The 19,689-nt window shown below is 63.5% G+C and carries 19 protein-coding genes; 9 read left to right on the top strand and 10 right to left on the bottom strand.

Annotated features, from left to right (window positions below):
* Positions 1–3 precede the first annotated feature (3 nt).
* The 4 genes from MU553_RS23610 to MU553_RS12620 form a co-directional block, all read right to left on the bottom strand.
* Positions 4–135, bottom strand: a complete 132-nt coding sequence (locus MU553_RS23610) for a hypothetical protein (RefSeq protein ID WP_282594301.1) — start codon at positions 133–135, stop codon at positions 4–6.
* Positions 132–533 carry a CopG family ribbon-helix-helix protein gene (locus MU553_RS12630; protein ID WP_247378361.1) on the bottom strand — a complete coding sequence of 134 codons (402 nt, stop codon included), beginning with the start codon at positions 531–533 and terminating at the stop codon, positions 132–134. The genes MU553_RS23610 and MU553_RS12630 overlap by 4 nt, the downstream gene beginning before the upstream one ends.
* A 154-nt stretch (positions 534–687) precedes the next feature.
* Positions 688–1,254 carry an SWIM zinc finger family protein gene (locus MU553_RS12625; RefSeq protein WP_247378360.1) on the bottom strand — a complete coding sequence of 189 codons (567 nt, stop codon included), beginning with the start codon at positions 1,252–1,254 and terminating at the stop codon, positions 688–690.
* Positions 1,255–2,032: 778 nt separating this feature from the next.
* Positions 2,033–2,338: a hypothetical protein gene (locus MU553_RS12620; RefSeq protein ID WP_247378359.1), complete on the bottom strand. Its 306-nt coding sequence runs from the start codon at positions 2,336–2,338 to the stop codon at positions 2,033–2,035.
* Between the two features lie 520 nt (positions 2,339–2,858).
* Between MU553_RS12620 and MU553_RS12615 the strand changes: the two genes are divergently transcribed.
* The 3 genes from MU553_RS12615 (at position 2,859) to MU553_RS12605 (ending at position 5,511) form a co-directional block, all read left to right on the top strand.
* Positions 2,859–3,260 (top strand): DUF5805 domain-containing protein, encoded by a 402-nt coding sequence (locus tag MU553_RS12615; protein ID WP_247378358.1) that lies wholly within the window; start codon positions 2,859–2,861, stop codon positions 3,258–3,260.
* On the top strand, positions 3,257–4,297 hold the full coding sequence (locus MU553_RS12610; protein ID WP_247378357.1) for a tyrosine-type recombinase/integrase: 1,041 nt from the start codon (positions 3,257–3,259) through the stop codon (positions 4,295–4,297). The genes MU553_RS12615 and MU553_RS12610 overlap by 4 nt, the downstream gene beginning before the upstream one ends.
* A 503-nt stretch (positions 4,298–4,800) precedes the next feature.
* Positions 4,801–5,511 carry a dolichyl-phosphate hexose transferase gene (locus tag MU553_RS12605; RefSeq protein ID WP_247378356.1) on the top strand — a complete coding sequence of 237 codons (711 nt, stop codon included), beginning with the start codon at positions 4,801–4,803 and terminating at the stop codon, positions 5,509–5,511.
* Positions 5,512–5,565: 54 nt separating this feature from the next.
* Here the strand turns inward: MU553_RS12605 and MU553_RS12600 are convergent, their stop codons facing one another.
* From MU553_RS12600 to MU553_RS12575, 6 genes are read right to left on the bottom strand one after another with little or no spacing between them, the layout of a single operon-like run.
* Positions 5,566–6,171: a gluconate 2-dehydrogenase subunit 3 family protein gene (locus tag MU553_RS12600; RefSeq protein WP_247378355.1), complete on the bottom strand. Its 606-nt coding sequence runs from the start codon at positions 6,169–6,171 to the stop codon at positions 5,566–5,568.
* On the bottom strand, positions 6,168–8,204 hold the full coding sequence (locus tag MU553_RS12595) for an ArnT family glycosyltransferase (protein WP_247378354.1): 2,037 nt from the start codon (positions 8,202–8,204) through the stop codon (positions 6,168–6,170). The genes MU553_RS12600 and MU553_RS12595 overlap by 4 nt, the downstream gene beginning before the upstream one ends.
* Complete coding sequence (locus MU553_RS12590; protein ID WP_247378353.1) at positions 8,185–9,345, bottom strand: ABC transporter ATP-binding protein; 1,161 nt, start codon at positions 9,343–9,345, stop codon at positions 8,185–8,187. The genes MU553_RS12595 and MU553_RS12590 overlap by 20 nt, the downstream gene beginning before the upstream one ends.
* Before the next feature lie 2 nt (positions 9,346–9,347).
* Positions 9,348–11,000: an ABC transporter permease gene (locus MU553_RS12585; protein ID WP_247378352.1), complete on the bottom strand. Its 1,653-nt coding sequence runs from the start codon at positions 10,998–11,000 to the stop codon at positions 9,348–9,350.
* A complete protein-coding gene (locus MU553_RS12580) occupies positions 10,997–12,205 on the bottom strand; it encodes an extracellular solute-binding protein (protein ID WP_247378351.1) in 1,209 nt (402 codons plus the stop codon). Before MU553_RS12580 ends, MU553_RS12585 begins: the two co-directional genes overlap by 4 nt.
* A gap of 41 nt (positions 12,206–12,246) precedes the next feature.
* Positions 12,247–13,416 (bottom strand): alpha-1 4-glucan-protein synthase, encoded by a 1,170-nt coding sequence (locus tag MU553_RS12575; RefSeq protein WP_247378350.1) that lies wholly within the window; start codon positions 13,414–13,416, stop codon positions 12,247–12,249.
* Positions 13,417–13,654: 238 nt separating this feature from the next.
* Between MU553_RS12575 and MU553_RS12570 the strand changes: the two genes are divergently transcribed.
* The 6 genes from MU553_RS12570 to MU553_RS12545 all read left to right on the top strand — a co-directional run bounded on the left by MU553_RS12570 (position 13,655) and on the right by MU553_RS12545 (position 19,683).
* Positions 13,655–14,398, top strand: a complete 744-nt coding sequence (locus tag MU553_RS12570) for a beta-ketoacyl-ACP reductase (RefSeq protein WP_247378349.1) — start codon at positions 13,655–13,657, stop codon at positions 14,396–14,398.
* Positions 14,399–14,405: 7 nt separating this feature from the next.
* Positions 14,406–15,986: an acyl-CoA carboxylase subunit beta gene (locus tag MU553_RS12565; RefSeq protein ID WP_247378348.1), complete on the top strand. Its 1,581-nt coding sequence runs from the start codon at positions 14,406–14,408 to the stop codon at positions 15,984–15,986.
* A complete protein-coding gene (locus MU553_RS12560) occupies positions 15,983–16,306 on the top strand; it encodes a DUF8022 family protein (RefSeq protein WP_247378347.1) in 324 nt (107 codons plus the stop codon). The genes MU553_RS12565 and MU553_RS12560 overlap by 4 nt, the downstream gene beginning before the upstream one ends.
* Positions 16,307–16,437: 131 nt before the next feature.
* Positions 16,438–17,319, top strand: coding sequence for an ABC transporter ATP-binding protein (locus MU553_RS12555; protein ID WP_247378346.1), 882 nt, complete (start codon positions 16,438–16,440; stop codon positions 17,317–17,319).
* Positions 17,320–17,415: 96 nt separating this feature from the next.
* Entirely contained in the window at positions 17,416–18,546 is a 1,131-nt protein-coding gene (locus MU553_RS12550) for an ABC transporter substrate-binding protein (RefSeq protein WP_247378345.1), read from the top strand.
* A gap of 9 nt (positions 18,547–18,555) precedes the next feature.
* Complete coding sequence (locus MU553_RS12545; RefSeq protein ID WP_247378344.1) at positions 18,556–19,683, top strand: FecCD family ABC transporter permease; 1,128 nt, start codon at positions 18,556–18,558, stop codon at positions 19,681–19,683.
* Positions 19,684–19,689 lie beyond the last annotated feature (6 nt).

The raw sequence follows: 19,689 nt of genomic DNA, 5'->3' as shown, positions 1-19,689 counted from the left end.
TAGTCAGCCGTTGAGGCCGACAACCGTTTCGCCGTGGTCAGGGTGGTCAGCGTTCACCTGATGACGCTTGTGCGCTCGCAGGTCCTCTGCCACGTGCCCACAGTTTGGCGCGAGACAGCGGTAGCCGACAGTCATGCTCGCACCTTCAGTGAGATGTGGCGGCCGTCATCGCTCACCTGCTGGCGAAGGTATCCCATCTGCCGCAGGGGCTTGATGAGCAGGCCGTAGGCGTTGCTCTTGTCGATGTCGGGTAGTTGCTGGGCGAGGTAGCCACACGCCCGATCTCGCTGTACCCAACCGCCGCCCTTCGTAATTCGGAGCAGCGCCCGGTAGGCTGTCGAGAGGTCATCATCGGCAGGCATCTGCCGGGTGGTCATTTCGCAGTCCTCGATGGTCTGCTGCATGTGGTTGCGGATGGCTTCGGAACGCGAGACTCCCCGATCGTCACACACGTCGTCGTACTCATCGAGCAGGTTCTCGGGAACGCGGACAGTGACCCGCTGGGTCCGGTCGGGACTCTCCATCTGCGCCATCACTGCTCACCCCCCGCATGACAATCACCGATTTGCGCATGACGGGCAAAACCGCCACACGTGAGTGGGGCGACGACCGCGAAGACTGTACGCATGACGCCCCCCTGGGGGTCCCCGAAGGACTCGCGCCCGGTCGTGAGTGCGCGCGTGAGCCTCACCGCTCGACACCTCCATACAGCGTGTCCTTGGCGCTCCGTAGCTGGTTGCCGACTGTGCCGGGTGATCTGTCCGTGTGGCGTGCCCACTCACGAACTCCGGCGTCAGTCAACTCGACAGAAAGGTAGGCGTCGGTTTCAGCAGGCGTCAGGTCCTCAAAGACGTGTTTCTGTGCTGGCGCGTCCAGTTCCAGCCATGCTGGTGGCGTTGGATATTCGCGGCCAGTATCGAGGTGGTTGACGACGATCTCGCCGTTGATCCACTGCCACCACAGGCTGGCGACGTGAGCACACCAGCCGCCGTGGAACTGGTAGCCCCGACAGTCACACTCTGCCAGCAGTGTGCGGCCTTTCAGCGCCCACGTGCAGCGATGGACGCCTTCCCCGTCGCTCAGGCGGACCATGCGCTCGGCGTCGTTGATGGGGCCGCCAGTGTCGATCTCCTGCTGTGCTCGCTTCCACGGCGTCGAGCACGTCCAGCCTTCCGGCCGGGAAAACGCAGGCGTCCCACCAATCTGCTCCGGCAGGTCCGGACTCTCGACGTACTCCTGAACTTGTGAACTCATTGGTCACCCCCGCATTGCGTACACACCCGGCGCGTCAGGCCGCCTCGGCTGGTTCTCGTGGTCATCCGACCACCGCACTGTGGGCAGTGTCTCATGGCCGGATCACCCCTGGTTTTGGCCGATTTTTACTTTGGATTACTGCACCCACGGAACCGCTAAGACCCGCGATAACGGCTAATAGAGCGCTTGAGCTACGATAGTTTATTCGGACTACTGTGTTCACGGCCCTTTCAGTTGATCTGTGAATGCTGCTTCGGTGTTCATCGAAGCGTCGCCGCGTTTACTGGGTCGGCCAATCTGGCTCCACCACCAAGACCGAATTGTCAGACTCGCAAGTCAGAGGGGTCCAGATTCGGATTGATTCCTGAACGCGAAACCATCGGTTGGCAGTCACCAGTTACCGACTCGATCCTCCTTTGCTGGGCCTGTCGATTGTCATTCAGAACCGGCACGTGAATCCTGCCTATTCGGGCAGCTGGTGTCGACGCTTGCCGACGTGGGTCCGGCGTAGTATCTGTTTCCTGAGTCCTGTCTGCGGAGTCGATGTACTTCTCGGGGTGTTTCTAGCCGTCTCTGGCCGAACTCATAAACTGCGAGTCGCTATATCCTTCGTCACACTCCCCTCCGAAATAGCTCCTCAACAGATCAGCTGTGTAGTGTGGGGGGTGGCCTAGTTCCACCGAAGCCTCAAACGAGGTTCTGCGCTTCGGTGACGATGATCTCCTGCCTGCACCGATTGTGGCTTTAGGCGGGCTCGTACGCCAAAAATCGGCCTTCGTCAGGCCTCGGTATCGACGTCGTCACGCTTCCGGAGCACGACTGGCTGGTTCCCTTCGATATCCGACCCGTCATCTGTGTAGACGCCAGCCAGGTTTTTCTCCTCGAATTCTTCTCGGAACTCCTCCCACGAGATCTCTTTGAGGTCCTCGTCCGCATCCCCGAATCCGACGCGCAACAGTCCCTGGTCGCCCTGGCCCTCGGATTTCGGAACGTGGGCAGGGTATCCGTCGCGATCTTCGATGATGCTCCGTAGCACTGTCGGGTCAGTCGTGCGATTGACGTCCGTATTGTCGTCGCTCGACATACCTACGATATCGGTCGGAACTCACTTAGATTCGTCGCGGGAGTTCTGGAATATAATCTCTGTTTCAGTGATTAATCGGGCAAGCTAGCGTCACAGAATCTGAAGCTCGACCAAACAAGGGCTGGTTTTGGCGACGCTGATTCGACGGGTCGTCCTCGTGGATAGCACTCGGAAATTAGACGAAAGTGAGTGTGATCTGTCGTACACGCTCGTGTCCGCGCTCGTCCGGTCTCCGATCGATGAGTCTCGAAACCAGGATCACTCGCTTCGGGTGTAGAACAGTCGAACCTGGCACAACTTGCTCCTGATTCCTACAAACAGGTACAGACAGCCCTGTGGCACGGACCAGCCGTGTGTGTCCTCCCTTTCACTCGTCAAGTAGCCTCACGTCGTTCTCTTGTAGGGGTCTGCGTGACGAGTCGTAGTGTACTGATGACGGCGACTGTACAGGAATTTCCGACCTAGTCTTATTCGTATAACTGAGGACAGATTAAAGTCGTCGTCATTAGAAGAAGGTGGTATGGCATCCGAACGAGACACTGACACGTCTCGGGCGGCGGTTCGGACCTACGTGCCGTCGTATCAGAAAGACGAATGGCAACGTCACGCCGACGAACTGGACATGAGCCTCAGCGAGTTCGTTCGCACGATGGTCCAGGCCGGCCGTCGTGGGTTCTCCGGGAGTGAGTCGACAGATAATGGCCCTGCGGCCAGCGGTGGGCCGACGGAGACCAGTGACGACATCGAAGAGCGCGTCTTGACAGTTCTGGCCGAATCAGGGCCGCTCTCGTGGGACGAGCTGTTGGCTGCAGTCACGGGCGACATCGAATCGAGCCTCGACGAAACGCTTCAGGAGTTACAGGCCGCGAATCGAGTCCAGTACAGCGGTCGTGCGGGTGGGTACGTCCTCGGTGAACGATGAGTCACCAGCGTGGCGTCGAGGAACCGGACGATCCGATCGGCTACTTCCTCGAAGACATCGAGTATCAGGGCAAGTCGAAGCGGACCCGTACCTCCTACGAGCGGGTTCTACGCGAGTTCGAATCGTTCCTCGGCGAGAAGGACACGGCTGACGGTCTCGCGTCGATCTCGTATCGAGACTGTATGTCGTGGATCCACTCGCTCAGGGGCACGCACGCTGAAAGCTCGATCGCGACGTACGCGTCCTATCTCCATCGATTCTACTCGTATATGGTTCAGGTGGGTGTCTTCGAGTCGAACCCGATGACGGTCGTCATGGAAGAGATGGACGAATCCATCCACACCGATCCGACCCGGCGTGACATTCCGGTCTCGGAGATGCGTGGATTCATCGGGGCACTGCAGCATCCACTCCATCGGGCGGTCATCGTGACGCTCCTGAAAACGGGCATGCGGTCCGGCGAGCTGTGTAACCTCGACGTCCGAGACGTGAACCTGGATGGAGTCGCGCTGGACGACGCCGGGTTCGACGAGGTACGCCCTCAATTGCAGGGAAAGCCCGACTCAATATACGTAAGCCAGGAGCCTGCCCAGGGCGAAGTCCTGAATGGGGAGGAGCGCTCGGCCTCGAACAAGCGCAAGCGGGCGACTATCGTGCCCGTCGACCCTGAACTGAAACGGACGCTCCGGCAGTGGTTGGCCGTTCGTCCCGATCCCTCGTCACCGGCGAACCCTCTGTTCGTCACGACAGCCCGGAACTGGGGCGACCGGGTAACGATCGACGCCGTTCACCACCTCGTCACGACGAACACTGACCGCATGGGCTGGTACCGGACCGGCGGTGGCCCCGAAGAGAACGTGACACCCCACTACTTCCGACACTTCTTCACGACGCACCTGCGTGATCGGACAGGCGACCGGGGGATCGTCAAGTACCTCAGAGGTGACGTGGCGTCGGACATCATCGACACCTACACCCACAACTGGGGCACCCGCGTTCGCGACACCTACGAAGAACACATCTACGAACTGTTCTGAGTCGGCGGCCGTCACTGTTTTCGCCCGTTTCGTCCGAATTGAATGTTTATTTATATAAAAAATCTGTCGTCTGTGGCGCACGCCAGCCGACGCATAAATCGCATGTCGCTATATGGAAATGCGCCGGGTCGTCGAGAAGGAGGAGTCGATCGAGGGTATTGCAGTTACGCGGTGGTCGTCTGTGCCGTTTCCGAGGCAGGGGGTTCTGTGAGAACCTTCGATGCTTTCCTGCGGACCTTCAGGATGAAAGAAGCGGACCGCAACTCGTCGAGAGCAGCGAGGACGGTTCTCGCTGACGCCCCCGATGGAGAGAACGGTCATTGAAATGGAGACGTTACGAAAGCCATGTACGCGCGCGCGCTCGTGCGCGAACCCATATTCTACGAGTTCGCGACGACGTCGACTCTCTGCCGCTATACGGAACCCGTCACTACCACCTTGTGCGCGTCACTGGTTTTGGCGAACCTAAAACTTCAAGAGGACGCAGTCGGTCCGTTCGGGTAATGAGTACGCAGCTTCCAGGCGAGACCGACGTCACGTACACGTTCGACGACGTCAGCGTCGTGATGGGGACATACAACGAGGAGGACGCAATCGGGACGGTCCTGTCGGACGTCGCCGACGTGACTGACGACCGCGCAGAAGTCGTCTGTGTGGACGGATCGAGCGACCGGACAGCCGAGATCGCACGCGAACACGGTGCACGCGTCATCGAACAGGAGCCGCAGGGGTACGGTGTCGCTGTCCGCGAAGCCGTCCTCGCAGCGGATCGACCCGTCGTCGTCACCACGGACTGTGACGACACCTATCCGATGGAACGGCTGCCCGATTTCCTCGATCGGATCAACCAGGGATACGACGTCGTTAGCGGCGACCGTCTCTACTACGGGGCCGAGACGATGCCGGCGTTCAACCGCCTCGGCAATCACGCGTTCGCCCTGCTGGCCAGTCTCCTCGTCGGAGAACGGATTCACGACACGACCACCGGAATGCGGGCCTACCGCAGGGAACTCATCCAGCAGATCCACTGGACCGAAAACACAGGGCTCTCGGCGGAGCTGCTGTTGCGACCCCTCGTGCGTGAGTACGACGTGTGTGAGATCCCGATCGAGTACGGTGAACGGAAGGGGGAAACCACGCTCGATCCGATAAGCGGCGGGCTCGCAATCGGGAAATCTATCGTGAAAGTCTGTCTCGAGGAGCGGCTGCGGTAGGTAGGCAATCCTCGGGACTCGTTCTCTCTTTTCCGGTGACACTGTGCGCGCCGATCAGGAGCGTGGGCCCGCCCTGTAACTGGTCGCACCGCCGGGGTGTCCCTGCGGGTTCTCGATGCCAACGAGTTTCCCGCCAGTCGGTGAGGCATAGAGGGCGAACAACAGATCGTTGATGCAATAGTACCGTACGCGCTGAACGTTCCCACCGTCGGGATCGGGGGAAACTGTGTCCGCACCCATCCGGTCCAACGTCTCCGCGCGAATCTCTGGAGAGAGCGACCGAAACGTCGACGCGTCGTACCACGTCTCGGCGTATCCATCGAGGTACTCCACGGCGTCGGTGAGCTCCGCTGCTCGGTCCGGATCGTCCGCGACGCGCCCGCGAAGGTACTGTTCGACGAACGCCGCCACGTTGTCGACGGCCGTCGGATACACTACGTCGGCGATCGCCACCATCGTCGACAGTTCGTGCTCGCCCAGCGCGTTCTCGGCAGCGTCGGTCTCCGAACCGGGGACAGTGGTCGCCGCGTCGTCGTTCGCCTCTCTGTCGTCGTCGGCCGACACCAGTAGCGCCCCGCCGCCCGCCGTCACGCCGGCCGCTGCGAGGGCTCTGATCGCGTCACGCCGCGTCAACGTCGCGTCTGTCTCTTCGTTCGTCATGAGTTCTGATCGTCCTCGGTACGTAGTTCCGTTCGGACGAACGTCCCGTCCGGTGTCTCGTTCGGCATGTACGCTGCTTCACCGCCGCACTCCCCAATGGCGACGCAGCGTTCGATCCGCGGCGTCACCGCTCGAACAGTCGTCCCGTTGGTGCGGACGGGGAGCTCGAAGTCGTAGCTGAAACTGGCACCCGGGCCCCGGTCGACGAACACGGAGAGTCGGACGGCGTCCCGTTCGCCGACCGCGATCGAGTCACGAGCGTTCCAGGCCGGCCCGGCCAGTCGGACGCTGTCGTCTTCGACGTGCACTCGGATGTTCGTCGGGTTCGCAGCGGACGCAGCGACGTAAGTCCGGCTGGCTTCGTCCGTCGTGACCGTCGCCGTGACGCTGTCCGTCCCGGCCGGAACGCCGACGGTCGCGTTCAGTGCCACCGACGGACCCGAGACGTGATCGACCTGCTGTAGCCTCGACGTCCGCGGCGACCCGTCGTACGGCGCCCAGCGGCCGCTGTAGACGAAGCGGTACAGCGATCGGTCGGGGTACTCGTCGACGACTGCGAAGGGCCGTTCGTCCATCGCGTACACGACGCGACCGTCGAAGTCCGGGTCGTTACGCAACGCCTGGAACGGGTGGTTGAGCCAGTCCCCGTACGGCGTGGGGAGGAACACGACTGCGTCGTCGAATCGCTCGTTCTCGATGGGCTCGTACACGGCTTCGTACGTGTCGGTCGCGACCGCGTTCCGCTGGATCTGCTCGTCGAGGTTCGTCGCCGTTGCGCCGCCCAGCACAGCAGCGCTGACTACGACTACGGCGACCAGGGTCGCTCGAAGCGTTCGGGAGCTCGTCCGTGGCCCGACAGTTCGTCGGACCGCCTGGAACGCCGCGAGGGCACCGACGGCAGCGAAGGCCCCGAACGGCAGCAGGAGGTCGAAGTGATAGTACGGGCCGTGCGTGGCGATCAACCCGTCGCCGACGCGGTCGAGGTCTCCGAGGATGTTGTAGTTCCCCCAGAAGTACACGTTGCCAACGACGATCGTGAAGAGTTGGCCGACGACGATGGCCTGCCGGGACGAGAGCCCGCGGTTCACCGCAACGGCGAGTCCGACGGCTGCCACAGTTGTGCCGAGCAGCCCGCCCGCGAGCCACGTCGTTGCGAGCGCGGCAAGCACCAGCAGGTTCGACTGCACCGCCAACCCGGGGGTGTACTCGACCTCGTGGCCGAGAATCTGGCGGTGCCCGAACCCGAGTCCGTCGTGGGGCGCGAACGCTTCGTAGGGGAACGTCACCGGCGACCCCGTCACGAGCGCGTTGTAACCGAGCGCCGTCGCGACTCCCAGCAGTCCCAGCGTCGCCGTCACGGCGTGCCGAGGGAGGACCTCGCGGCGGTCGGTGCGCAACGTCCAGAGTGCGTGGGCGACGAACGGCGCGGCGAACAGCACCGCGGTGTACGGTCGCGCGAAGAACGCCAGGCCCACCGCGACGCCGGCACCGGCGGCCCACCGCAGGTCCTGCTCCCGGTCGGCGCGCAGATAGCAGTAGGCGAACGCGAGATTGAACATGGCCGTCGGCGCGTACGGGAGGAAGACGGCCGAATTGACCAGAAAGAGTGGGGAACACAGGACGAACGCCGCGGCCAGGAGGCCGGTGCGGCGGTCGAACAATTCCCGAACGACGAGCGCGACGAGGACCACGTTCGCAGCGCCGACGCCAGCGAGGGCGAGGCGTGGCTGGCCGAGGAACGTCCCGAGGGCGAAAACCGCTGCCGGGACGGGCGCGTACTTCGGGTACAGGTGGCCGCCGTCGCGGACGAAAAACCAGGGTCTGAACGCGCCGTCGACCGGCGGCGTCAGAAAGAGTCGCCCGTCGAGCAACATCGCTGCCTGCTGGAGGTAGACGGCCTCGTCGTGGTTGAGCGAGTGATACGGAAACACGCGGGTGGCGAGCAACCAGACGGCGGTCGCACCCGCGAGGGCGAGCACGAGGAGGGCAACGCGCCACGTCCGTCGCCGCACGTTACTGAGTGCTGCTTGCATCGCTTTCCGTGGGGAACCAGGCGAGCCTGTGGTCCGCCACGAGGTCGACTCTGACTCGCCGGTTCAAGTCGAGATGGTCGGCGTGGTTGTGTTCGCAGTAGACCACGTCACCGCCGTCGAGTTCGATCGTGTAGACGAACGACGGACCGGTGTACTCGCGGTTGCGGATGCGTCCGTCCCCCTTGGACTCCTCGATGGGGATGGCTCGGAGGTCGTCCGGCCGGACCAGCACGTCGATGTCCGCCCCGTCGTACTCCGGGCTGAGCCCCTGGATCATGTCGGTGTCGAGGGTGCCGATCCCGGTCTCGATCGAACCGCGTTCGAGTTGCCCGGAGAGGAATCCGGCCTGCCCGAGGAACTCCGCGACGAATCGCGACTCCGGTTTCTGGAAGACGGCTTCGGGACGGCCGATCTGCTCGATGCGGCCGTCGGCCATGACCGCGACCCGGTCGCTGATCGAGAGGGCCTCTTCCTGATCGTGCGTGACCGAGACGGCGGTGACGCCGGTCTCCTTCAGAATGGCTCTGACTTCCTCGCGCATCTCTTTGCGGAGCGAGACGTCGAGATTCGAGAACGGTTCGTCCAGGAGGAGGACGTCCGGTTCGGGCGCCAGCGAGCGCGCGAGCGCGACCCGCTGTTGCTGTCCGCCGGACAGGTCGTTGGGACTGTGATCGTGGTAGTCGGCGAGTCCGACCAGTGACAGCAGTTCCTCGACCCTGGCGTCGATCTCGTCGTCCGGCCAGTCGTCGATGCCGTAGGCGACGTTTTCGGCGACCGAGAGGTGGGGAAAGAGCGCGTAGTCCTGGAAGACGAGCCCCACGTCACGCTGGTCGGCCTGGACGAACTGTCCCGCTCCGGCAACCACGTCGCCGTCGACGACGATCCGCCCTTCGTCGGGGCGCATGAGTCCGGCCAGGAGACGGAGGGTCGTGGTCTTGCCACACCCCGACGGACCGAGCAGCGTGAGGAGTTCCCCCTCGAAGACCGAGAGCGAAAAGTTCTCGACGGCACACTCGTCACCGAACCGTCGGGTCACGCCGTCGAGTTCGAGGACCGGGTCGCCAGTCCCCTCGGAAGTGTCGCTGCGAGCGTCCACGTCAGTCACAACCTGTTCCGTCTGTGTTTGTGGGTGTCCGTTCATGATCAGTCACCAGTCTCCTGTGCTAGGATGACGGCCATCGAGAGGCCGGAAATCGCGACCAGGACGAGCGCGGGGACCGCCGCCTGCCCGTAGAGGCCGGCCTCCTTGACCCGCCAGATGTATGTCACGAGCGTGTCGAACCCCAGCGGCCGCAACATCAGCGTCGCCGGCAGTTCCTTCATCGTCGTCAGGAAGACCAGGGCCGCGCCGGCGGCGACGCCGGGCAGGATCAGCGGGAGCGTCACCGTCCGGAAGGTGTTCAGCCGGGAGCGACCGAGCGTCTGGGCCGCCTCGATCAGGTGCTGGTCGACCTGGAGCGTCGAGGTCCGTATCGAGCCGATCGCCTGGGGCATGAACCGGACGACGTACGCGAACACGAGCATCGGAACCGTCTTGTAGAACGTCTCCACGACGTCGACGCCGGTCAGGTCCGCCACCGTGGGCAACACGTCGAGACTGAAACTGAGCAGGGCGATCGCCAGGACGATCCCCGGCGTCGCGTAGCCGACGTAGGGGGCGCGGTCGGCCAGCGTCGCCAGTCGCGACTCCGACCGCGCGGAGTTGATCGCGATCGGCAGCGCCACCAGCACGGAAACGGCCGCCGCCAGCAGCGCCAGGTTCGCCGAGTTCCAGCCGTACGACCAGGAAAACGCCATCCGTCCCGCCTCGTAGCCCGGGCCGCCCTGGAGCAGCCACATTCCGAAGATGGCGACCGGCAACGCGATCGAAAGCACGCCCACGAGGACCGGGACCAGCAGCGCGGGATACCGCCAGACGCCGAGGTCGACGTCGAGCGCACCGCGACTGCCACTGCTCTCGTAGGCGCCGGACTCGTCGACGCCGATGCGGGACTCGATGGCCAGGACGACTGCCGTCACTGCCAGGAGCTGCAGCGACAGGACCGCCGCGTAATCCCTGGCGAACGCGTTGTACTGTGCGTAGATGAACTGCGTGAACACCTCGACGCGCATGATGTTCGGGGTCCCGAAGTCCGCCATCGTGTAGAGCGCGACCAGCAGTGCCCCGGCGGCGATCCCCGGCAGAATCTGTGGCAGCGTGATCCGCCGGAACGCCTCCCATCGTCCGGAGTTCAACGTCTGGCCGGCCTCGACGAGCGTGCCGTCGAGCGACAGCAGCGACGCTCGCGTCGTCAGGAACACGTACGGGTAGGTGTACAGCGTCAGTACGAACGCGGCACCAGCGAAACCGTACACGGACGGGACAGCGTCGATGCCGATCGGCGCCAGGAGGTCGGCGAGTTCGCCGTTCGGCCCGAACGCCGAGACGAACGCGAACGCGCCGAGGTAACTGGGCACTGCGAGCGGCAACGCACAGAGGACGGTCCAGAACCGAGAGTACGGGAGGTCACCCTGGACCGTCAACACGGCCAGTGCGACCCCGAGCAGGATGCTGGCGACTGTCACGACCGTTACGAGGGCAACGCTCCGAATCAGCACGGACACCGTCGAGGAAGCGGTGGCGAGTTCCGCCGCCCGCGTCCCCAGGTTCAACGCGTCGACGACCAGCCATCCGATCGGTAACACGAGCACGGCCGCGATCGCCGCGGCTAACAACGTCAGGCTGACGTCGATAGCGTGGGACCGATCACCGGTCCCCCGTTTGGCGGCGTTGCGGACGCGCTCCGGTCCGTTCATACAGGCACGTTGGCTTCTTTCATCAAGTCGAGGGTTTTCTGGAGGTTCGACAGCTTCGAGAGGTCGATGTCTGGCGGGCTGAGCTTGTCGACCGTCGGTAGTCCGGCCACGGGCTTGACACCTTTGATCATCGGATACGCGAAACTGACAGTCGCGAAGAACTCCTGTGCTTCCGCGGACAGCAGGTGGCGCACGAAGTTGTCGACCAGTTCACCCTTGTTCGTCCCTTTGACCTTCATCGCGCCGGCGACGTTGACGAGGGCTCCGGCGTCGCCCTCCGTGAACGCCAGGTCGAGGGGTGCGTTGGGTCGCTGGTTCTGGACGCGCAGCGCGTAGTAGTGGTTCGCGAACCCGGCCGCGTGCCCGCCGTTAGCGACGGCCTGTGAGACGGCGTACTCGTTGCCGTGGCGTTCGGTGCCGGCCTCGCGCATGGCGACCAGCCAGTCTTTGGTCGCCTGTTCGCCCTCCGTCAGGCGCATCGCCGTAATGAACGACTTGAACGCGCCGTACGTCGTCGCCCAGCCCATCGTCCCCCGAAGGGCGTCCGTTTCCGGGAACTGCTGGACTTTGTTCGGGATGTCCGATTCGCTGAGCTTGTTGGTGTTGTACGGAATGGCTCGCGCGCGTCCGGCGACGCCGGCCCAGGCGTTGTCGTCGCCGACGAACTGATCGTTTCCTACGGGGTTGACTGCCTCCCCAGAGAGCGGTTCGTACGCGTCGTTGTCAGCGACGTATCCGAGCGAACTGGCGTCGATCGACCAGAACACGTCCGCCTGTGCCGCCCCTTTGTTCACTTCCTGGACGATCGTCTGTGCCAGCGACGCGGAGCTGTTGTCGGTCGGATACACCGTGAAGTCGGGGTAAATCTCCTGGAGCTTCTCCACGAGCTGATAATAGATCCCGCCTTCGCCACCGCCGATGTAGAGGGCGAGATCACCCGACAGGTCGGGCAAGTCGTTGATCGACGTGCCGCCTGGCGCCGGCCGTCCCTGCGAGAGGTTCCCCGAACCGCGGAACCCCTCGTCGACTATCGAGCCAGTCCCGCGGAAATCGGACGCAGTGACATTTTGGGGCGTGCTCTGGTTCTGTCCGTCGTCCATCAGTCCGAAACAGCCAGCGAGCGCGGCCGCTCCTGCACCGGTCCCGTACTGCAGGAGTCTCCGCCGAGAAAAGACGCGGTCGCCGACTTCCTTATGGTCGCTCATGTTTGAATTTAGGCGACCCTAAAACACTTAACGCTGCCGGTTCAGTCGTCTGCGGTGACCGATGCGCGGTCCTCCGTGGACAGGGTACCGGGCTGGAGTTCGTCGAGACAGGCCAGCCAGTCTTGCATGTACTCGCCACAGAAGTTGATGAACTCGGCGTTCTCGTAGTCGAACTCGCCGGTCGCCATCGCGTCGGCCATCGCCGCGAACACGCCCGCGTACGAGTCTGCGTCTGCGCCGACCTCGTCGATGATCTCCCAGACGTGCTCGTTGAGCTCCAGTCCGGGGACCTCGTTGTTCAGGTCGCCGAACGTCGATCGCGGGGCCTTGTTGTGCTCACAGAGCGGATACCCGTTGACGATCTGCTTGTCGAGCACGTCACAGGCGCGCTTTAAGAACAGGCCGCTCCAGATGTCGTCGAACCGGCCGACGTCCCAGCGGTTGTCGTCCATCGGGAGCTGGTAGAACGCCGGGATGACCTCGCGGCGGAAGGCCAGATTCATCGAGCACACGGTGAGGTACTGCCCGTCGGCGGCGACGAAGTTGCCGTCGTAGTCGTCTGCCGTCGTTCTCGTCTGGGCCTGTCCCTGGAGGTCGCCGTCCATCAGAATGCGGACCGCGTCGAGATCGGGGACGTTCGTCCACAGCCCCTGGGACGCGACCACGTCGTCGACCGTCGCCGTCTCGGTCTCGATCTCCTCGTCCATCGCGCTGTAGGGGTAGCCGCGCGGATAGAGTCCGTGGTCGTCGACGTTCTGATAGAGGACGTTCACCCAGCGCTCGTCGGAGCTGACTGACTCGATCTCGCCTTCGTAGGCAAGATTGTCGAAGTGAGTGCCGAAGAAGTCGAAGTCGGAATGGGGGAGCGTGTCGTCGTCGATGAAGAACCCGTACTCGAAGTCCTTCTCCCACATGTAGAGCAGGCCGAAACTCGTCTGTGCGTGGCTGGCCTCCGGAATGAGATGGGCGTACTGATCCAGGCCGCGTTCGGCGAACCAGTCCTCGCGAGCACTCCCGTCGAAGACGCGCCCCTCAACGCCCTCGTCGTTGAGCATCGCTCGCATCTCGTCGGTGTCACAGAAGTCCTCCGTGACCAGAACGACGTGGAGCCGGTCGAGGTCGAAGCCGTGCGTGCGAGCGTTCTCGAAGTACGAGCGGAGACACTCGTACTCACGTATCGTCGGAACGATAAGACAAACGTCCGTTACCATGTTACCGGACATTGTTTAGGCGAGCCTAAAGTACCTGTCGCTCCGGAGGCCGGGATGTGGGAACGGATACCGAGGTCATTATACACTTTCGATTTCGTTTAACGTAGTTTAAGGGGAACTATTATTTGGCCGTATGTGGGCAGCATTATATGAGGGATACGGGGAGCGAACGGCGCAACGTGTGGTGGTTTGAGAGGGCCACGCGTTCGACCTGGAACCCCCCCTTGTGGTGTCTACAATGATGCTCGAAAATCAGACCTGTGTGGTAACCGGTGCATCGCGCGGCATCGGACGTGGTATCGCGGAAGAGCTTGGTCGTCGTGGGGCAAACGTCATCGTCAACTATCGGTCGTCGGAGGCTGAGGCTCACGACGTGGCCGATGCGATCACGGACGACGGTGGCGAAGCAGTGCCGCTCCAAGCAGACGTCTCGAACCAGGACGAAGTGGACGCGATGGCGGAACGCGTCGACGAACTCTACGGTGGCGCGGACGTGCTGGTGAACAACGCCGGCATCACCATCGACAAGAAGTTCGAGAAGATGACCCGGGAAGACTGGGAGACGGTCATGGACGTCAACCTGGGCGGCGTGTTCAACGCGACGAACGCCTTCTTCGACGACATCAAGCAGTCGTCCAGCGGGCGGCTCATCAACATCTCCTCGGTCGTCGGCCAGCAGGGCAACTACGGCCAGGCCAACTACGCCGCGACGAAAAGCGGCCTGTTCGGGTTCACCCGGACGCTCGCGCTCGAACTCGCCAGCACGGGCTCGACGGCGAACTGCGTCGCCCCGGGCTTCGTCAAGACCGACATGCTCGAAGAGGTGCCCGAGCGCGTCCAGCAGAAGATTCTCGACCGCATCCCGCTCAACCGGTTCGCGACGGTCGAGGACATCGCGGGCATCGTCCGGTTCCTCGCGACCGAGCAGTCGAGCTACATGACGGGTCAGATTCTCGCCGTCAACGGCGGGATGGAATGGTAAGCCAGTCATGAGTCAACAGGAAGAGCCCGAGGCGGACGAGGAAGTGACAACACCGATCGAGGAACTCCGCGAGCGGAAACGGGAGGCCGAACTCGGCGGTGGCGAGGAACGGATCCAGCGCCAGCACGACAAAGGCAAGATGACTGCCCGGGAGCGCATCGACTATTTCGTCGACGAGGGGAGCTTCCACGAGATCGACCCCTTCGTCGAACACCGGGTGCAGGCGTTCGGAATGGACGAGAAAAAATACGCCGGCGACGCAGTCGTCACCGGCTACGGGGAGGTCAACGGGCGGAAGGTGTTCCTCTTCGCCCACGACTTCACCGTCCTCGGCGGGTCGGTCGGCGAAGTCGTTGCCGACAAGATCTGCAAGGTCATGGACAAGGCCATCGAGGCCGGCGTCCCCTTCATCGGCCTCAACGACTCCGGCGGTGCGCGGATTCAGGAAGGCGTTAATTCCCTCGTGGGTTTCGCCAAGATCTTCCAGCGCAACACGAAGGCGTCGGGGCTCATCCCCCAGATCTCGGCCATCATGGGGCCATGTGCCGGCGGGGCGACCTACTCGCCCGCGCTGACGGACTTCACCTTCATGGTCGAGGACACCAGCCACATGTTCATCACCGGGCCAGACGTCATCGAGACGGTCACCGGTGAACAGGTGTCCAAGGAGGAACTCGGCGGGGCGAAGACCCACGCGACGAAATCCGGCGTGGCGCACTTCGCCGCCCGCTCCGAGGAGCAGGCGCTGGACGACATCCGGCGACTGCTCTCGTATCTCCCCCAGAACAACATGGAGGAGCCGCCGCGGGCCCAGCCCTGGGACGATCCCAAGCGGACCTGTGACGACCTCGCGGACATCGTGCCGAACGAGCCCCGCAAGCCGTACGACATGACGACCGTCATCGACCGGATCGTCGACGAGGACTCCTTTTTCGAGGTCCACGACGGCTGGGCGCGCAACGTCGTCACCGGCTACGGCCGGATGGACGGTCGCGTCGTCGGCGTCGTCGCCAACCAGCCCCGCGTCTCCGCGGGGACGCTGGACATCGAGGCCTCCGAGAAGGCCGCCCGATTCGTCCGCTTCTGTGACTCGTTCAACATTCCGATCGTCACGCTCGTGGACGTGCCCGGGTTCATGCCCGGTACGGACCAGGAGCACAACGGCATCATCCGTCGCGGCGCGAAACTCATCTACGCGTACGCGGAGGCGACGGTCCCCTTGCTCTCCGTCATCGTCCGGAAGGCCTACGGCGGCGCCTACATCGTCATGTCCTCGAAGTTCCTCGGCTCGGACGTCAACTACGCCTGGCCGGGGTCGGAGATGGCGGTGCTCGGCCCGCGCGGGGCGGTCAACATCCTGTACCGGAACGAGATCGCCAACGCAGACGAGCCGGACAAGAAGCGCCAGGAACTGATGGACGAGTTCCGCGAGGAGTTCGCTCATCCGTACGGTCCGGCCAAGCGGGGTTACCTCGACGACGTCATCGAGCCACAGGACACGCGGAAACGGCTCATCGACGACCTGGACCTGCTCGAACGCAAGCGCAAGGACACGCCGCCGAAGGATCACGGGAACATTCCGCTATGACGGAACTCGACCTCGACGAGCGAACGAACGGACACAGCGACGAGGTAGTCGAGATCGACTTCGAGGCCATTCTCGACTCGCTCTCGTTCGGGGCGACCGACGTCCCGAGCGACGCCGAGGCGGTCGCCGTCGCGTCGGCCGTGAGCGCGCACCTCACCGACCGAGCACGAGCGGCGGCCGAGGCCCAGGCCGACTCGGCCGAGACGGTGAGTCAGTGGACGTTCGGCGGTCGACTGAACAACGTGGGTGCGTCGAGTCGGCGTCGCCCGCGGCGCGTCGAACGCGGGAGCGAGTGGCAGGCCGCTGCTCGCAGTCTCTAAGCTGACAGGACGCCCACTTACGCGTCCGTTCTATTTTCGAGACGTTCCGCAAGTCGTTAATGTTAGGCTGGCCTAAACTCGGGCATGAGTGGGACTGTCGGCTCAGCACGTCCGGGAGGCGGGACAGCCTGATGAGTACAGAATCAGAGCAAGAGTGGGGGACTGAACAGGGGTCGGTCGGCGGAGACGAGCGCGCTGAGGGGGCAACGGTGACTGCGGAACGTACCAACGGACACGTCTACGTCGAGGACCTCTCGGTGAGCTATCCGGGGATGGCGGAATCGGTCGTCGACGTCGACAGGATCGACCTGCCCCGTGGCGAGATTACGGCGCTGATCGGCCCGAACGGCAGCGGCAAGAGCACGCTCCTGAAGACGATCGCCACGCACGTCGAACCCGACACGGGATCGGTGTTCCTCGACGGGCGGGAAGTCGCCGAGTACGACGCCAAGGCGTTCGCCAGGGAACTCGGCCACCTCTCACAGGAACACGAGTGTCCCAGTTCGGTCTCCGTCGAGGACCTCGTCTTCCACGGTCGGTACCCGCACCGTGGGTTCTTGGACGCCCCGTCCGAATCGGATCGAGCAGCCGTCGAGCGCGCGATCGAGTTGGCTGGCATCGATGATCTCCGCAACACGGAGGTGGGGAGTCTCAGCGGCGGGCAAAAGCAACTGGTCTGGATCGCGATGGTGCTCGCCCAGGAGACCGACGTGCTACTGCTCGACGAACCGACGACCTATATCGACGTTCGCCATCAGCTCCGCGTACTCGAAGTCGTCCAGAAGCTCAACGACGAAACCGGTGTGACCGTCGGCCTCGTGTTGCACGACATCGACCAGGCCGCCCGGTTCGCGGACTACGTCGTCGCCATCGACGACGGTGACCTCTACGACTGGGGCCCGCCGGAAAACGTCGTCACTGAAGCGATGCTCGCCGACGTCTTCGGCGTCGACGCTGCCGTCACGACCGATCCCGACCTCCACGTCGTCCCGAAACGGCCGCTCGACGGATAGTCGACGATCGCGAACGGACTCCGACGATCGAACTCTTTGTTTTAGGCCGACCTAAAAACCGAAGCGCTTTTCCATAGTTAGGCGAGCCTAAACCACATGGTAACTCGCAGGCAACTACTTGCAACGAGCGCCGGTGCATCAGCAGGGCTGTTCGCGGGCTGTGGCGATCTCACTGGGAACGGAGAGGCAGGCACGAACGGCTCGTACACCGTGCAGATGGCGCCAGTGGGGAAGGTCACGTTCGAGTCGGTCCCGAAGCAGTGGATCGCCTACGACGGCGCGTTCGCCGACATGGCGGTGGCACTGGGACAGGCCGACGGGATCACCGGCATCGGGTACAAAGACCGATACTACACGTACGTCTACGAGGGGCTCGACGGCGTCAGCGTCGACGAGCAGACGTTGACTGAGAACAACCTGCTGGACGGAAACAGCACGATTCCCAAAGAGGCGCTGCTCGGACTCCAGAACGACGTTCACCTGATGGACCCGCAGATGCTGCTCAACTGGTTCGGGTGGAAACAGGAAGACGTCGAGCAGATCGAGAACAACGCTGGACCGTTCTTCGGGAACCTCATCTTCCGACGGGAGGACGAGTGGCACGACTACCGGTACTACACGCTGTACGAGGCCTTCCACAAGGTGGCGAAGGTGTTCAAAGCCGAGGACCGCTACCGGCAGTTCGAGACGTACCACGACGAGTTCATCACGAAGCTCCAGACGAAAATGCCGTCGGCCGACCAGCGACCGAACGTCTTGCTGGTGTACGCGGCCAGCGACGAGCCGACCGAGTTCTCACCCTACCGGCTGAACGACAAGGGAACGAGCAAGAAGCAGTGGCACGACCTGGGTGTGAGCGATGCCCTGGCGGGAACGGGTATCACGGGACTCAGCACGACCAACCGCGGGAAGATCGACTACGAGACGATGCTCGAGGTCGACCCCGACGTCGTGATGGTCCGTGGACACGAACGCAAGTCCGCCCAGGAGTTCCGAAACACGGTGCTGTCGTTCATGCGGGACCACGAGGTTGCGAGCCAACTGACGGCGGTACAGAACGGCCGCGTGTACCGCGGCGGCTTCCTCCACCAGGGACCGATCCAGAACTTCTTCCTGACCGAACGAGCGGCACAGCAACTGTACCCCGACGTGTTCGGGGAAGTCACGAGCGACCGGCAGCTGTTCGACCGGAGTCGGATCGCGAGCATCGTCACGGGCGACGCCTGATCTACTGCGATGAGTCGGGAGTCCCACTCAGACGGATCGAAGATGGCCGCAGTCAGGGCCCTCCTCGGCGGCTGGCGGGAGCTGTTCGACAGACAGCTCACAGTGGTGATCGCTGGAAGTATCGCCATCTTCGCCGTGGCCGGGTTGATACAGATTCGGTTCGGGTCCTACGAGATGTCGTTCGGGCAGGTCGTCGGAGCCATCTTCGATCCGGCCGTGATCACGAAGCCGCGGGTGCTCCTCGGACTGTTGCTCGGGTGGGACTTTCCGTCGGTGGCGACGACGACGCTCATCGTCTGGCAGATCCGCATCCCGCGAGTCATCGTGGGCGCCTGCGTGGGCGCGAGCCTCGCAGTCGCCGGGGCGATCTTCCAGGCGGTGACGCGCAACGAACTCGCGAGCCCGTCCGTCCTGGGCGTCAGTCACGGCGCGGGGTTGGCCGTGTTGATCGTGCTGGTGCTCGTTCCGTCGCTGTCAGCGTACCTCCCGCTCGTCGCGGCACTGGGCGGTACGGTCGCGTTCTTGCTCGTTTACGCGATCGCCTGGAAGGGCGGCACCAGCCCGGTCAGGCTGGTGCTTGCGGGCGTCGTCGTCGCGACGATCAGTTACTCGCTCCAGCAGGGGTTGTTCTTCTTCGCGGGCAACACCGGCATCGTCCAGCAAGCACTGGCCTGGCTGACCGGATCGCTGACCGGAAAAGACTGGTCACAGGTGCGGCTCGTGCTCCCCTGGACGATCGGCTCGCTGGCACTGGCGCTGGCCGGTGCCAGACAGTTGAACGTGCTCGTGCTGGGCGAGGAGACGGCCAGTTCGCTCGGGATGTCCGTCGAACGGGTCCGGTTCGGGATGGCGGCGGTCGCGATCGTCGCCTCCTCGGCGGCGATCGCGGCGGCCGGGATGGTGAATTTCGTCGGACTGGTCGTCCCGCACCTCGTCCGGAACGTCGTCGGCAGCGACTATCGTCGCCTCGTCATCGGGTGCGTCTTCGCCGGGCCGGCACTGGTGGCGGCTGCAGACGTCGTCGCCCGGCTCGCGTTCTCGCCGATCCAACTCCCCGTCGGTATCGTTACCGGATTGATCGGTGGGCCGTATTTTCTCTATCTCATGCGACGACACCGGGACCTCGGCGACCTCTGAGTTCCC

It is taken from the genome of Halorientalis brevis (assembly GCF_023077655.1).
The sequence above is the reverse complement of the archived record's forward strand: the minus strand, read 5'-3'. Positions and strand labels throughout refer to the sequence as shown.

What these genes read in the sequence shown, in the direction of transcription:
- MU553_RS12625 (WP_247378360.1), bottom strand. Translation starts at nt 1,254, where the DNA reads ATGAGTTCACAAGTTCAGGAGTACGTCGAGAGTCCGGACCTGCCGGAG.
- MU553_RS12590 (WP_247378353.1), bottom strand. Translation starts at nt 9,345, where the DNA reads ATGAACGGACACCCACAAACACAGACGGAACAGGTTGTGACTGACGTG.
- MU553_RS12570 (WP_247378349.1), top strand. Translation starts at nt 13,655, where the DNA reads ATGATGCTCGAAAATCAGACCTGTGTGGTAACCGGTGCATCGCGCGGC.
- MU553_RS12605 (WP_247378356.1), top strand. Translation starts at nt 4,801, where the DNA reads ATGAGTACGCAGCTTCCAGGCGAGACCGACGTCACGTACACGTTCGAC.
- MU553_RS12595 (WP_247378354.1), bottom strand. Translation starts at nt 8,204, where the DNA reads ATGCAAGCAGCACTCAGTAACGTGCGGCGACGGACGTGGCGCGTTGCC.
- MU553_RS23610 (WP_282594301.1), bottom strand. Translation starts at nt 135, where the DNA reads ATGACTGTCGGCTACCGCTGTCTCGCGCCAAACTGTGGGCACGTGGCA.
- MU553_RS12575 (WP_247378350.1), bottom strand. Translation starts at nt 13,416, where the DNA reads ATGGTAACGGACGTTTGTCTTATCGTTCCGACGATACGTGAGTACGAG.
- MU553_RS12560 (WP_247378347.1), top strand. Translation starts at nt 15,983, where the DNA reads ATGACGGAACTCGACCTCGACGAGCGAACGAACGGACACAGCGACGAG.
- MU553_RS12610 (WP_247378357.1), top strand. Translation starts at nt 3,257, where the DNA reads ATGAGTCACCAGCGTGGCGTCGAGGAACCGGACGATCCGATCGGCTAC.
- MU553_RS12600 (WP_247378355.1), bottom strand. Translation starts at nt 6,171, where the DNA reads ATGACGAACGAAGAGACAGACGCGACGTTGACGCGGCGTGACGCGATC.
- MU553_RS12585 (WP_247378352.1), bottom strand. Translation starts at nt 11,000, where the DNA reads ATGAACGGACCGGAGCGCGTCCGCAACGCCGCCAAACGGGGGACCGGT.
- MU553_RS12550 (WP_247378345.1), top strand. Translation starts at nt 17,416, where the DNA reads ATGGTAACTCGCAGGCAACTACTTGCAACGAGCGCCGGTGCATCAGCA.
- MU553_RS12555 (WP_247378346.1), top strand. Translation starts at nt 16,438, where the DNA reads ATGAGTACAGAATCAGAGCAAGAGTGGGGGACTGAACAGGGGTCGGTC.
- MU553_RS12545 (WP_247378344.1), top strand. Translation starts at nt 18,556, where the DNA reads ATGAGTCGGGAGTCCCACTCAGACGGATCGAAGATGGCCGCAGTCAGG.
- MU553_RS12615 (WP_247378358.1), top strand. Translation starts at nt 2,859, where the DNA reads ATGGCATCCGAACGAGACACTGACACGTCTCGGGCGGCGGTTCGGACC.
- MU553_RS12580 (WP_247378351.1), bottom strand. Translation starts at nt 12,205, where the DNA reads ATGAGCGACCATAAGGAAGTCGGCGACCGCGTCTTTTCTCGGCGGAGA.
- MU553_RS12630 (WP_247378361.1), bottom strand. Translation starts at nt 533, where the DNA reads ATGGCGCAGATGGAGAGTCCCGACCGGACCCAGCGGGTCACTGTCCGC.
- MU553_RS12620 (WP_247378359.1), bottom strand. Translation starts at nt 2,338, where the DNA reads ATGTCGAGCGACGACAATACGGACGTCAATCGCACGACTGACCCGACA.
- MU553_RS12565 (WP_247378348.1), top strand. Translation starts at nt 14,406, where the DNA reads ATGAGTCAACAGGAAGAGCCCGAGGCGGACGAGGAAGTGACAACACCG.